Source organism: Enterobacter sp. WCHEn090032, from assembly GCF_003986875.1.
GTDB classification, from domain to species: Bacteria; Pseudomonadota; Gammaproteobacteria; order Enterobacterales; family Enterobacteriaceae; genus Enterobacter; species Enterobacter sichuanensis.
Window position 1 is genome coordinate 157,266 of sequence record NZ_RXRN01000005.1, and the last position, 14,433, is coordinate 171,698.

The 14,433-nt window shown below is 58.5% G+C and carries 8 protein-coding genes; 7 read left to right on the top strand and 1 reads right to left on the bottom strand.

All coding sequences use genetic code 11. The features are described 5' to 3' along the window. Positions 1-53 precede the first annotated feature (53 nt). The 6 genes from hrpB (at position 54) to fhuB (ending at position 11,410) form a co-directional block, all read left to right on the top strand. On the top strand, positions 54-2,483 hold the full coding sequence (hrpB, locus tag EKN83_RS06180) for an ATP-dependent helicase HrpB (RefSeq protein ID WP_126800513.1): 2,430 nt from the start codon (positions 54-56) through the stop codon (positions 2,481-2,483). 203 nt (positions 2,484-2,686) lie between these two features. Further along, positions 2,687-5,212, top strand: coding sequence for a bifunctional glycosyl transferase/transpeptidase (mrcB, locus tag EKN83_RS06185; RefSeq protein ID WP_025756802.1), 2,526 nt, complete (start codon positions 2,687-2,689; stop codon positions 5,210-5,212). A 231-nt stretch (positions 5,213-5,443) separates the two neighbouring features. Beyond that, complete coding sequence (gene fhuA, locus EKN83_RS06190; protein WP_126800514.1) at positions 5,444-7,693, top strand: ferrichrome porin FhuA; 2,250 nt, start codon at positions 5,444-5,446, stop codon at positions 7,691-7,693. A 50-nt stretch (positions 7,694-7,743) separates the two neighbouring features. Beyond that, positions 7,744-8,541: a Fe3+-hydroxamate ABC transporter ATP-binding protein FhuC gene (fhuC, locus tag EKN83_RS06195; protein ID WP_126800515.1), complete on the top strand. Its 798-nt coding sequence runs from the start codon at positions 7,744-7,746 to the stop codon at positions 8,539-8,541. After that, positions 8,541-9,431, top strand: coding sequence for a Fe(3+)-hydroxamate ABC transporter substrate-binding protein FhuD (fhuD, locus tag EKN83_RS06200; protein ID WP_045285870.1), 891 nt, complete (start codon positions 8,541-8,543; stop codon positions 9,429-9,431). The genes fhuC and fhuD overlap by 1 nt, the downstream gene beginning before the upstream one ends. Next, entirely contained in the window at positions 9,428-11,410 is a 1,983-nt protein-coding gene (gene fhuB, locus EKN83_RS06205) for a Fe(3+)-hydroxamate ABC transporter permease FhuB (RefSeq protein ID WP_045285871.1), read from the top strand. The genes fhuD and fhuB overlap by 4 nt, the downstream gene beginning before the upstream one ends. A gap of 93 nt (positions 11,411-11,503) precedes the next feature. On the opposite strand, the gene hemL is transcribed toward fhuB, so the two are convergent. Beyond that, the gene (gene hemL, locus EKN83_RS06210; protein ID WP_126800516.1) at positions 11,504-12,784 is read right to left on the bottom strand and encodes a glutamate-1-semialdehyde 2,1-aminomutase; all 1,281 of its coding nucleotides are present in this window, start codon (positions 12,782-12,784) and stop codon (positions 11,504-11,506) included. 177 nt (positions 12,785-12,961) lie between these two features. Here hemL and clcA point away from each other — a divergent pair, with 177 nt between their 5' ends. Then, positions 12,962-14,362 (top strand): H(+)/Cl(-) exchange transporter ClcA, encoded by a 1,401-nt coding sequence (gene clcA / locus EKN83_RS06215; protein WP_126800517.1) that lies wholly within the window; start codon positions 12,962-12,964, stop codon positions 14,360-14,362. The last annotated feature ends 71 nt before the right edge of the window (positions 14,363-14,433 follow it).

The following is a 14,433-nucleotide window of genomic DNA, read 5'->3' on the forward strand; positions in this document are numbered from 1 at the left end:
ATGCGCCGATGCTACAATGTACGCCGACTAATGTTAACCCTCTGGAGCTGTTCGTGTCCTCATTGCCGGTCGCCGTCGTCCTTCCTGAGCTTCTCGCTGCCTTACACCATGCCCCTCAGGTTTTGCTTAACGCGCCTACGGGCGCCGGTAAGTCGACCTGGCTGCCGCTACAGATCCTGAAAGACGGGAACATCAGCGGGAAAATTATCCTGCTGGAGCCGCGCAGGCTGGCCGCACGCAACGTGGCGCAGCGCCTGGCAGAACTGCTGGACGAAAAACCGGGGGAGATGGTGGGGTACCGCATGCGCGCCGAAACCTGCGTGGGGCCGTCCACGCGGCTTGAGGTGGTGACCGAAGGGATCCTCACCCGCATGCTGCAAAACGATCCGGAGCTGACCGGCGTCGGGCTGGTGATCCTGGATGAATTCCACGAGCGCAGCCTGCAGGCGGATCTGGCCCTGGCGCTGTTGCTGGACGTGCAGCAGGGGCTGCGCGACGATCTTCGGCTGCTCATCATGTCGGCGACGCTGGATAATGAGCGGCTGCAGCAGGCGTTGCCGCACGCGCCGGTCATTAGCTCGGAGGGACGCGCATTCCCGGTCGAGCGGCGCTACCAGCCGCTGCCAGCGCATCAGCGTTTTGATGAGGCCGTGGCCATCGCAACCGCAGAACTGCTGCGTCAGGAACCCGGTTCGCTGCTGTTGTTCTTACCCGGCGTGGGCGAGATCCAGCGCGTGCAGGAACAGCTGACCTCCCGCGTAAGCAGCGATGTCCTGCTGTGCCCGCTCTACGGTGCGCTGTCGCTGGCCGAACAGCGTAAAGCGATCCTGCCCGCGCCAGCGGGACAGCGTAAGGTGGTGCTGGCGACCAATATTGCTGAAACCAGTTTGACCATTGAAGGGATTCGCCTGGTGGTGGACAGCGCCCAGGAGAGAGTGGCCAGTTTTGACCCGCGTACCGGGCTGACTAAGCTTCTGACGCAGCGTATTAGCCAGGCGTCGATGGTACAGCGCGCGGGCCGTGCGGGACGTCTTGAGCCGGGTATCTGCCTGCATTTGACCAGCGCGGAGCAGGCTGAACGCGCGGCACAACAAAGTACGCCGGAAATTTTACAAAGCGATCTGTCCGGACTGGTGATGGAACTGCTGCAATGGGGCTGCCCGGACCCCGCCCAGCTGACCTGGCTTAATCCTCTGCCAGCCGTCAACCTTGCCGCTGCGCGGGCTTTACTGACTCAGCTTGGCGCCCTGGACGGTGAGCGGTTGTCCTCCCGCGGGCAAAAAATGGCCGCGCTGGGGAACGAGCCCCGGCTGGCCGCCATGCTGGTGGCGGCAAAGAGGGATGATGAAATCGCTACGGCTGCGAAACTGTCCGCTATCCTTGAGGAGCCGCCACGCGGAGGCAGCAGCGATCTGGCCCAGGCCTTTTCGCGCAATCAGGGAAACTGGCAGCAGCGGGCGCAGCAGCTGTGTAAGCGGCTTAACAGCCGCGGCGGCGTGCCAGACAGTGAGAGTATCCCACGGCTTCTGGCGCAGGCGTTTCCGGACCGGATTGCCCGTCGGCGCGGGCTGGATGGTCGCTACCAGCTGGCAAACGGTATGGGCGCGATGCTGGACAGCGATGACGCCCTGACGCGCCATGAGTGGCTGATCGCACCGCTGTTGCTGCAGGGAAGCCACTCCCCGGATGCGCGGATTTTGCAGGCCATTGCCGTGGATATCGACACCCTGACCCGCGCGTGCCCGCAGCTGCTCCAGCAGTCCGACATCGTCGAGTGGGATGATGCGCAGGGTACGCTGAAGGCATTTCGTCGCAGTCAGATAGGTAAACTGACCCTCGGGACGAAGCCGCTGGCGAAGCCGTCGGAAGAGGAACTGCATCTGGCGATGCTGAACGGCATTCGGGAAAAAGGATTAGGTGTTCTGAACTGGACACCGCAGGCCGAACAGTACCGTATTCGTCTGCACTGCGCCGCGCGCTGGCTGCCAGAATATGCCTGGCCGGCGGTGGATGATGACACGTTACTTGCATCGCTGGAAACCTGGCTACTGCCGCAAATGAGCGGTGTACACTCGCTTCGGGCGCTGAAAGCGCTTGATGTTAAGGTCGCGTTACAGAATTTACTCGACTGGTCGTTACGTCAACGTCTGGATAGTGAACTGCCAGGGCATTACACTGTGCCGACCGGCAGCCGGATTGCCATTCGTTATCACGAGGATAATCCGCCGGCGCTGGCGGTACGGATGCAGGAGATGTTTGGGGAGGCGACCACGCCGTCCATCGCCGAAGGGCGTGTTCCGGTGGTGCTTGAGCTGTTGTCGCCCGCGCATCGTCCGCTGCAGATCACCCGCGATCTCGGGGCGTTCTGGGCGGGGAGCTACCGTGAAGTGCAAAAAGAGATGAAGGGGCGCTACCCTAAACACGTCTGGCCTGACGATCCAGTGAATACGGCGCCGACGCGGCGGACGAAGAAGTATTCGTGATGCAGGGGAAAGAGGGGAGTGCGGCCTGGACAGTGCGGCCTGATGCCCTCACCCCGGCCCTCTCCCACAGGGAGAGGGAGCAAACACTAAAGACTTTCTTGATAAGAAAGTCTTGCTGTTTATTTTGAGAGATTTCTTCTTTCACAGACCGGTGGAAGAAAAGAGAATCGGGCCTTTGCGCCTGAAAGTTGCGGAGAAAAAGCATGGCGGGGAATGACCGCGAGCCAATAGGACGTAAGGGAAGACCAACACGTCCGGCGAAAGAAAAGGTAAGCCGTCGTCGCCTCAGAGATGAGGACTATGACGATGACTATGAAGACGATTATGAGGATGAAGAACCGATGCCGCGCAAAGGAAAAGGCAAAGGGCGTAAGCCTCGGGGCAAACGCGGCTGGTTCTGGCTGCTGCTGAAGCTGTTTATTGTTTTTGTTGTGCTGATGGCGATCTACGGCGTGTATCTGGATCAGAAGATCCGCAGCCGTATCGACGGTAAAGTCTGGCAGTTACCTGCGGCGGTGTATGGCCGTATGGTGAACCTTGAGCCGGATATGTCCATCAGTAAGAACGAGATGGTCAAACTGCTGGAAGCCACGCAGTATCGCCAGGTATCGAAAATGACGCGGCCTGGCGAATTTACCGTGCAGGCAAACAGCATTGAGATGATCCGCCGTCCGTTTGATTTTCCGGACAGCAAAGAGGGGCAGGTGCGCGCGCGTCTGACCTTTGACGGCGATCGTCTGGATACCATTGAGAACATGGATAACAACCGTCAGTTCGGTTTCTTCCGTCTCGATCCCCGTCTGATCACCATGCTCTCATCAGCAAACGGCGAACAGCGTCTGTTTGTGGCGCGTAACGGCTTCCCGGATCTGCTGGTGGACACCCTGCTGGCAACCGAAGACCGTCACTTCTACGAGCACGATGGCATTAGCCTCTACTCGATTGGCCGTGCGGTTCTGGCTAACCTCACTGCGGGGCGTACCGTGCAGGGGGCAAGTACGCTTACTCAGCAGCTGGTGAAGAACCTGTTCCTCTCCAGCGAACGCTCTTACTGGCGTAAAGCTAACGAAGCGTACATGGCCGTGCTGATGGATGCGCGCTACAGCAAGGATCGTATCCTTGAGCTGTACATGAACGAGGTGTACCTCGGTCAGAGCGGCGATAACGAAATCCGCGGCTTCCCGCTGGCGAGTCTGTATTACTTTGGTCGTCCGGTCGAAGAGCTAAGTCTGGACCAGCAGGCGCTGCTGGTGGGCATGGTGAAAGGGGCGTCCATCTACAACCCATGGCGTAACCCGAAACTGGCGCTGGAACGTCGTAACCTGGTACTGCGTCTGCTGCAACAACAGCAGGTGATTGACCAGGAGTTGTACGACATGCTGAGCGCGCGTCCGCTGGGCGTTCAGCCGCGCGGTGGGGTGATCTCGCCTCAGCCGGCGTTTATGCAGCTGGTGCGTCAGGAGCTGCAGAGCAAGCTGGGTGATAAAGTGAAAGATCTTTCCGGCGTGAAGATCTTCACCACCTTCGACTCCGTGGCGCAGGATGCGGCAGAAAAAGCGGCGGTGGAAGGCATTCCGGCACTGAAGAAACAGCGTAAGCTCTCCGATCTTGAAACCGCGATGGTGGTGGTTGACCGTAACAGCGGTGAAGTTCGCGCGATGGTGGGCGGGGCTGAGCCGCAGTTTGCGGGTTACAACCGTGCCATGCAGGCGCGTCGCTCGATCGGTTCTCTGGCAAAACCGGCGACCTATCTCACTGCCCTGAGTCAGCCAAATCAGTATCGCCTGAATACCTGGATTGCGGATGCGCCGATCTCCCTGCGTCAGCCTAACGGCCAGGTCTGGTCACCGCAGAACGATGATAAACAGTTCAGCGGCCAGGTGATGCTGGTGGATGCGTTAACGCGCTCAATGAACGTGCCAACGGTCAATCTGGGGATGTCGCTGGGCCTGCCGGCCATTGTCGACACCTGGCAGAAACTCGGCGTGTCGAAAGATCAGCTGCATCCGGTGCCTGCGATGATCCTCGGTGCGCTTAACCTGACGCCGATCGAAGTGGCGCAGGCGTTCCAGACCATTGCCAGCGGCGGTAACCGTGCACCGCTGTCAGCGCTGCGTTCGGTGATTGCCGAGGATGGCTCCGTACTGTATCAGAGCTTCCCGCAGGCGGAGCGTGCCGTTCCTGCTCAGGCTGCCTATATGACGCTGTGGACGATGCAGCAGGTTGTGCAGCGCGGCACCGGGCGTCAGCTGGGGGCGAAGTATCCGGGTCTGCATCTGGCGGGTAAAACCGGGACCACCAACAACAACGTTGATACCTGGTTCGCCGGTATTGACGGGCGTGAAGTGGTGATCACCTGGGTAGGCCGCGATAATAACCAGCCGACCAAACTGTACGGTGCGAGCGGGGCGATGTCGATTTACCAGCGCTATCTGGCTAATCAGTCTCCGGTTCCGCTGAACCTGGTTGCGCCGGAAGACATCGTCGATATGGGCGTGGACAGCTCCGGTAACTTCGTCTGCGGCGGCGGGATGCGTACCCTGCCAGTCTGGACCACAAACCCGGACTCGCTGTGCCAGCAAAGCCAGCCAGAACAGCCAACGGGTAACCCGTTTGAGCAGTCTTCTCAGCCACAGCAGCCGCAGCAGCAACAGCCGCAGCAGCAGAATGAGAAGAAAGACAGCGACGGTGTCGCAGGCTGGATTAAAGATATGTTCGGCGGTAACTAATCGCCTCAGGTCCCCCCGCAAGGGGGGATTTTTTTACCCATTCCCCCCATTTTTTTAACCCTCTTTTTAATACTGATTAACCCTTCGTTTTCTCCTGGTTATTTCTTAAACCCTTAATTCTCGTAGGGCCGCGTACTGCTTGCTTTGCAGCCAACGTTTCGCCTATTATGCTGCGGTCATAATAATAATTCTCGTTTACGTTATCATTCACTTTTCCATCAGAGATACACCATGGCGCTTTCCAATACTGCTCAGCCAATTAACACGTCGCTGCGTAAAATCGCGGTCGTTGTAGCCACAGCGGTTGCCGGCATGTCGGCTTATACTCATGCTGCCGAAACCCCGAAAAAAGAAGAAACCATTACGGTAACCGCAGCACCAGCGGCACAGGAGAGTGCCTGGGGGCCTGCTGCAACCATCGCAGCGAGACAATCCGCGACCGGGACCAAAACGGATACCCCCATCCAAAAGGTACCGCAGTCAATTTCTGTAGTAACAGCTGAAGAGATGGCGCTGCATCAGCCGCGCTCGGTTAAAGAAGCTCTGAGTTACACGCCAGGCGTTGCGGTAGGCACCCGTGGTGCATCCAACACCTATGACTATTTGATTATCCGTGGCTTTGCGGCTGATGGTCAGACACAAAATAACTACCTCGATGGCATGAAAATGCAGGGGAACTTCTATAACGACGCGGTGATCGATCCTTATATGCTGGAGCGCGCCGAGATCATGCGCGGTCCGGTTTCCGTTCTGTATGGCAAAAGCAGCCCTGGTGGCTTGCTGAATATGGTAAGTAAGCGCCCAACCACCGAGCCGCTGAAAGAGATCCAGTTCAAAGTAGGTACGGATAGCCTGTTCCAGACCGGGTTTGATTTTAGTGATGCCATCGACGACGACGGCGTTTACTCTTATCGCTTAACGGGTGTAGCGCGCTCTAATAACGCTCAGCAGGAGCGTGCAGAAGAGCAGCGTTATGCCATCGCGCCATCTTTCTCCTGGCGTCCTGATGAGAAGACGACCTTTACGTTCCTCTCTTATTTCCAGAACGAGCCTGAAACAGGTTACTACGGCTGGTTACCGAAAGAGGGGACGGTCGATCCGTTGCCAAACGGCGATCGTCTGCCGACTGACTTCAACGAGGGCGCGAAGAACAATACCTATTCCCGTAACCAGAAAATGGTGGGATATAGCTTCGGCCACGAATTCAACGATACCTTTACCGTGCGCCAGAACCTGCGCTTTGCCGAGAATAAAACCTCGCAAAACAGTGTTTACGGTTATGGCGTCTGCACCGATCCGGCGAATGCAGGCAACAAACAGTGTGCGGCGCTGTCCCCTGCTGATAAAGGGCATTATCTGGCGCGTAAATACGTTGTCGATAATGAAAAACTGCAGAACTTCACCGTTGATACTCAGCTGCAAAGCAAATTCGCTACTGGCGAGGTGGATCACATTCTGCTGACCGGCGTTGACTTTATGCGCATGCGGAATGACATCAACTCCTGGTTCGGTTATGACGACTCGGTTCCGCTGCTGGATCTTTATCATCCTGTGAACAGCGATTTTGATTTCGGTGCAAAAGATCCGGCTAACTCAGGTCCTTACCAGGTCCTGAACCGCCAGAAGCAGACCGGTCTTTATGTTCAGGATCAGGCGCAGTGGGATAAAGTGCTGGTCACGTTGGGCGGCCGTTATGACTGGGCCGATCAGGAGTCCTATAACCGTGTGTTCAATACCACGTCCAAACGTGATGACACCCAGTTTACCTGGCGTGGCGGTGTTAACTACCTGTTTGATAACGGTGTAACCCCGTACTTTAGCTACAGCGAATCGTTTGAACCGGCTTCGCAGACTGATGCTCAGGGTAAACTGTTCTCTCCGTCTAAAGGCAAGCAGTACGAAGCGGGCGTGAAATACGTTCCGGACGATCGTCCGATTGTCGTCACCGGTGCGTTGTACCAGTTAACCAAAACCAACAACCTGATGGCGGACCCGGCGGGCTCCATCTTCTCGGTTGAGGGCGGTGAAATCCGTGCCCGTGGCGTAGAGCTGGAAGCGAAAGCTGCACTGTCTGCGAGCGTTAACGTTGTCGGCTCCTATACCTACACCGATGCGGAATACACCACCGATACCAATTACAAAGGCAACACGCCTGCACAGGTTCCGAAACATATGGCATCGTTGTGGGGTGATTACACCCTCTTTGATGGCGCGCTTTCCGGCCTGACGTTGGGTACCGGCGTGCGTTATACCGGTTCAAGCTATGGCGATGCGGCGAACTCCTTCAAAGTGGGCAGCTATACCGTCGTCGATGCGCTGGTCCGATACGATCTGGCTCGCGTTGGTATGGCCGGTTCGAACGTGGCGCTGCACGTGAATAACCTGTTCGATCGTGAGTACGTTGCCAGCTGCTTCAACACCTACGGTTGCTTCTGGGGTGCTGAACGTCAGGTTGTTGCCACCGCGACCTTCCGCTTCTAACCGCTCTTTGGGCACGGTTCGCCGTGCCCTTTTTATTTAAGTTGGCTGATATGCAGGATAATCAAACGCAACCCGACACCACCTTTATGCTCAACCATCTCTCCTTTCGCGTACCCGGACGCACGCTGCTGCATCCGCTCTCTCTGACGTTTCCGGCTGGTAAAGTCACGGGCCTGATTGGTCACAACGGCTCCGGTAAATCCACATTGCTCAAAATGCTGGGCCGTCATCAGCCGCCTTCAGAAGGTGACATTCTGCTGGACAACCAACCGCTGGAGAGCTGGAGCAGTAAAGCCTTCGCGCGTAAAGTGGCTTATCTGCCGCAGCAGCTGCCGCAGGCGGAAGGGATGACGGTACGCGAGCTGGTGGCCATTGGGCGTTATCCCTGGCATGGCGCGCTGGGGCGCTTCGGCGTCGCCGACAGGGAGAAAGTGGAAGAGGCGATTGCGCTGGTGGGACTAAAACCGCTGGCGCACCGGCTGGTGGATAGCCTCTCCGGCGGAGAGCGTCAGCGCGCGTGGATTGCGATGCTGGTGGCGCAGGACAGCCGCTGCCTGCTGCTCGACGAGCCGACCTCCGCGCTGGATATTGCACACCAGGTCGACGTGCTGGCGCTGGTGCATCGCTTAAGTCAGCAGCGGGGTTTGACGGTGATTGCGGTCCTGCATGATATCAATATGGCCGCGCGTTATTGTGACTACCTTGTCGCGCTACGTGGTGGCGAGATGATTGCACAGGGCTCGCCGTCCGAGCTGATGCGCAGTGAAACGCTGGAACGTATTTACGGTATTCCTATGGGGATTCTGCCTCACCCGGCCGGGGCTGCGCCGGTGAGCTTTGTATACTGATGCTGAATAACATACTTATCAGTCGCCGCCGCCTGCTGACGGCGATGGCGCTCTCACCGCTGCTGTTAAAAATGACGCCGGCGCGCGCTGCCGCCGTCGATCCGCACCGTATTGTGGCCCTGGAGTGGCTGCCGGTCGAGCTGATGATGGCGCTCGGCGTTACGCCCTACGGCGTGGCGGATATTCCCAATTACACCCTGTGGGTGAATGAGCCGAAACTGCCGGACTCGGTGATCGACGTCGGCCTGCGTACCGAACCAAACCTCGAGCTGCTCACCCAGATGAAACCGTCATTCCTGTTCTGGTCTGCGGGCTACGGTCCATCTGAAGAGGTCATGGCACGCATTGCGCCAGGACGCGGATTCGCATTCAGCGACGGTAAAAAACCGCTGAGCGTTGCGAAAAACTCGATTAACGAGATGGCGCATTTCCTCAACCGCGAGGCCGAGGCCAAACAGCATCTTCAGGAATTTGATGACCTGATAGCTACGTTAAAACCGCGTTTTGCGCACCGGGGCGATCGCCCGCTGCTGATGGTGACGCTGCTGGATGCCCGCCATATGCTGGTCTTTGGTAAAAACTGCCTGTTCCAGGAAGTGCTCGACAGTTTTGGCATCCGTAATGCCTGGGAAGGGGAGATGACGTTCTGGGGCAGCACCGCCGTGGGTATCGACCGCCTGGCGGCGTTTCGTGATGTGGATGTGCTCTGTTTTGACCACGGGAACGAACGTGACATGCAGACGCTGATGGCGACACCGCTGTGGCAGGCGATGCCGTTTGTGCGTGAGCAGCGCTTCCAGCGCGCTCCGGCGGTCTGGTTCTACGGCGCGACGCTGTCAGCCATGCACTTTGCCCGGGTGCTGGATAACGCGCTGGGAGGTAAAGCATGAGCAAGCGTATCGCCCGCTTCCCGGCGTTGCTTTTGGCCGTACTTTTCCTCGCCGCGCTGGGGTTAACCTGGTTCAACCTCTCGGCGGCGCTGCCGCGTGGACAGTGGGGCGGCGCGCTGGCCGCACCGGATATCGATAACATTCAGCAGATGCTGTTCCACTACAGTCTGCTGCCGCGTCTGGCGATCTCGCTCCTGGTGGGTGCCGGTTTGGGGCTGGTGGGCGTTCTGTTCCAGCAGGTTTTACGTAATCCACTGGCGGAGCCCACGACGCTCGGTGTCGCGACCGGCGCGCAGCTTGGGATCACGATCGTTACGCTGTGGGCGCTTCCGGGGGCGTTGACCTCGCAGTTTGCCGCTCTCGCGGGGGCGTGCGTGGTGGGGGCGCTGGTCTTTGGCGTGGCCTGGGGCAAACGCCTCTCCCCCGTGACGCTGATTCTGGCCGGGCTGGTGGTGAGCCTCTATTGCGGGGCGATTAACCAGTTGCTGGTGCTGTTCCACCACGATCGGCTGCAAAGCATGTTCCTGTGGAGTACCGGCACGCTCACCCAGACCGACTGGAGCGTCGTGCAGCGTCTGTGGCCACAGCTGGCCGGCGGCACCGTACTGACGCTGTTGCTCCTGCGTCCACTCACGCTGATGGGACTGGATGATGGTGTGGCGCGTAATCTGGGGCTGGCGCTGTCGCTGGCCCGCCTGGCTGCATTGACGCTGGCGATTGTATTGAGTGCCCTGCTGGTGAACGCGGTTGGCATCATCGGGTTTATCGGCCTGTTTGCCCCGCTGCTGGCGAAAATGCTCGGGGCGCGTCGTTTGCTGGCGCGTCTGCTGCTGGCCGCGCTGATTGGGGCACTGATCCTCTGGCTTTCCGATCAGCTGATTCTCTGGCTGGCGCGGGTGTGGCGGGAAGTCTCTACCGGGTCGGTCACGGCGCTTATCGGTGCGCCGCTTCTGCTCTGGCTGCTGCCGCGTCTGCGCAGCATGAGCGCGCCGGCGATGGATGCGGGCGATAAAGTTTCTGCTGAACGTCAGTCGGTGCTGTGGTTTAGCCTTGCCGGTCTGGCGGTGCTGGTTATCGCCTCGTTTACTGCGCTCGCTTTCGGGCGCGATGCGGCGGGCTGGCACTGGGCAACGGGCGAGTTGCTTAACGAATTGCTGCAGTGGCGCTGGCCGCGTATCTTCGCTGCGCTGATCGCCGGGGTGATGCTGGCGGTAGCGGGGTGTATCATTCAGCGTCTGACCGGCAACCCGATGGCGAGCCCGGAAGTGCTCGGGATCAGCTCTGGCGCCGCCTTTGGCGTGGTGTTGATGCTGTTCTTTGTACCGGGCAATGCGTTTGCCTGGCTGATGCCTGCCGGTAGTCTCGGTGCGGCGGCCACGCTGATGATTATCCTCATCGCTGCCGGTCGCGGCGGATTTTCTCCGCACCGAATGCTGCTGGCCGGGATGGCGCTCAGCACCGCGTTTACGATGCTGCTGATGATGCTGCAGGCGAGCGGTGACCCACGTATGGCGAAGATCCTGACCTGGATTTCCGGCTCAACGTACGGTGCTACCGGCAGCCAGGTTGTCTGGTCCGGGATCGTGATGATCGTGCTGCTGGCGATGGTCCCGCTGTGCCGTCGCTGGATGACCATTCTGCCGCTCGGCGGTGAAACCGCGCGTGCGGTGGGCATGGCGCTGACGCCAGCGCGTGTGGCTCTGCTGCTGCTGGCGGCGTGCCTGACGGCGACGGCCACCATGACGATCGGACCGCTGAGTTTTGTGGGGTTAATGGCGCCGCATATTGCGAGAATGATGGGATTCCGCCGGACGATGCCGCATATTGTGATGTCTGCCCTCACGGGCGGGGTCATGCTGGTGTTTGCGGACTGGTGCGGAAGAATGGTGCTGTTCCCGTATCAGATCCCGGCGGGCCTGCTGTCGACCTTCATTGGTGCGCCGTATTTTATTTATCTGTTGAGAAAGCAGAGTCGGTAATAAAAGTAAACGGCAATCCTTAGATTGCCGTTTTAGTGTTTGCTCCCTCTCCCTGTGGGAGAGGGTTGGGGTGAGGGCATCAAGCTGCTCATCTTAGAGCTTCGCAAACACCTTACGCGCCGCGTCGATGGTGTTATTGATATCTTCTTTGCTGTGCGCCACGGACATAAAGCCTGCTTCGAACGCTGACGGCGCCAGGTAGACGCCTTCTTCCAGCATCAGGTGGAAGAAGCGCTTGAAGCGTTCGACGTCACATTTCACCACGTCCTGATAGCTGGTCACGGTTTTCGCATCGGTGAAGAAAATCCCGAACATGCCGCCCACGTGGTTCACCACCAGCGGAATACCGGCTTCTTCTGCCGCGTCAAGCAGTCCGTTTGCCAGCTGCGTGGTCAGCTCAGTCAGGGTTTCATGAATCCCCGGTTGAGCCACTTCGCTCAGACAGGCAAAACCTGCCGCCATCGCAATCGGGTTACCGGAGAGCGTGCCTGCCTGGTAGACCGGGCCGGTTGGTGCCAGGGCTTCCATGACGTCCTTACGCCCACCAAATGCCCCGACCGGCATGCCGCCGCCGATGATTTTGCCAAGGCAAGTCAGATCTGGCTCAACGCCATAATAAGACTGGGCACCCGCCAGCGCCACACGGAAGCCGGTCATCACTTCGTCGATGATCAGCAGGGCGCCAAATTCATCGCACAGGGCACGCAGGCCTGGCAGGAAATCAGGCTGCGGTGGGATGCAGTTCATGTTACCCGCAACAGGCTCAACGATAATGCAGGCGATCTCCTGCGGATACTGCTCGAACGCCGCGCGAACGGAAGCCAGATCGTTGTAGGTGCAGGTCAGAGTATGTTTGGCGAAATCTGCCGGTACGCCAGGAGAGTTTGGCTGGCCGAGGGTCAGCGCGCCGGAGCCCGCTTTCACCAGCAGGCAGTCCGCATGACCATGGTAACAGCCTTCAAATTTGACGATCTTATCGCGGCCAGTGAAGCCACGCGCAAGGCGGATGGCGCTCATGGTCGCTTCGGTACCGGAGTTCACCATACGCACCATGTCCATGGTGGGCACCAGCTCGGTGACCAGCTCCGCCATTTTCACTTCCATCTCGGTTGGCGCACCGAAGCTCAGGCCGCGCTGTGCGGCTTCGATCACCGCGTTACGGATAGCCGGGTGGTTGTGGCCCAGCACCATTGGGCCCCAGGAGCCGACATAATCGATATAGGCTTTGCCATCGACATCATACAGATACGCGCCGTCAGCACGTTCGATAAACAGCGGCGTACCGCCCACGCCGGTAAAGGCGCGCACAGGTGAGTTCACGCCACCCGGAATAAGCTCGCGGGCTGCACTGTAGAGGTTTTCAGACTTGCTCATGGCGTCGTTCCTGGTTCGTATAAAATGATTAAGCACACTATTCTAAGTGATCCGCGAAAGGTAATGAAATTTTTGCCCGTTTTCACGGCTAAACAATTGTTAAGTATTTTTCACGGGAAGATGCGACGCACTCTGGTAAAATCCCTGCGGCTATTTGTATGACGAAAAGAAACGGTAATGAAAGCAGACCTCCCCACTTTCGAAGAACAGCAGTTCAGACGTGCCCAACACCGTATCAGCATCCGGCGGCTGATTAATCGCGATAAAACGCCGCTGGCAATTCTGCTCGCCGCTGCCGTGGTGGGTACTCTCGCGGGTCTGGTTGGTGTGGCGTTTGAAAAAGCGGTGAATGCCGTCCTCAACTGGCGAGTGGGAACCGTAGCCGGTTTCGCCAATAACCCCTGGCTGGTCTGGGCTGGGGCATTCTGGCTCTCTGCGCTGTTTGCCATGGTGGGCTATTTTCTGGTGCGCAAATTTGCGCAGGAGGCGGGGGGCTCGGGCATCCCGGAAATTGAAGGTGCGCTGGAGGAGTTACGCCCGGTGCGCTGGTGGCGGGTGATCCCGGTGAAATTTATCGGTGGTATGGGAACCCTCGGTGCGGGGATGGTGCTGGGACGTGAGGGACCGACTGTACAGCTGGGCGGGAACGTCGGGCGTATGGTGGGGGACCTGTTTCGGATGCGCAGCGCGGAAGCGCGCCATACGCTGCTGGCCACCGGTGCGGCAGCGGGGCTTTCAGCCGCGTTCAACGCGCCGCTGGCGGGGATTTTATTCATCATTGAAGAGATGCGCGCCCAGTTCCGCTACAACCTGATCTCCATAAAAGCGGTCTTTACCGGCGTCATTATGTCGAGCATTGTTTTTCGCATTTTTAATGGCGAAAGCCCGGTGATAGAAGTGGGGAAACTGACCAATGCGCCGGTGAATACGCTGTGGCTTTACCTGATCCTCGGCATGATTTTTGGCGTGGTGGGCCCGCTGTTTAATATCTTTATTTTACGCGCTCAGGATTGGTTCCAGCGTATTCACGGTGGGAATACAACCAAATGGGTTCTCATGGGCGGCCTGCTGGGCGGGATGTGCGGGGTGCTCGGCTTTATTGAACCGAACGCCGCCGGCGGCGGGTTCGGGCTGATCCCGATTGCGGCTGCGGGGAACTTCAGCGTGGGCCTGCTGCTGTTTATGTTTATCTCCCGTGTCATCACCACGGTGCTCTGTTTTTCCTCCGGTGCGCCCGGCGGGATATTCGCCCCGATGCTGGCGCTGGGAACGCTGCTCGGCACTGCCTTTGGCATGGCGGCCGAGGCCGGTTTTCCGGCATACCATCTGGAAGCTGGCACCTTTGCGATTGCCGGAATGGGGGCGCTGCTGGCGGCGTCCCTGCGTGCGCCGTTGACCGGGATCGTGCTGGTGCTGGAGATGACGGACAATTACCAGCTCATTTTGCCAATGATCATTACCTGTCTCGGCGCGACACTATTAGCCCAATTCCTGGGTGGAAAACCGCTATACTCCACCATCCTTGCGCATACTCTGGCAAAACAAGAGGCTGAACGGGCCGCAACGCAGAATACTTGAATGAATTACCAGGGTATTAGATAATGACACAAAGAATTGGGTGAATTTTACCCAATAGCAGTAGCAGTATT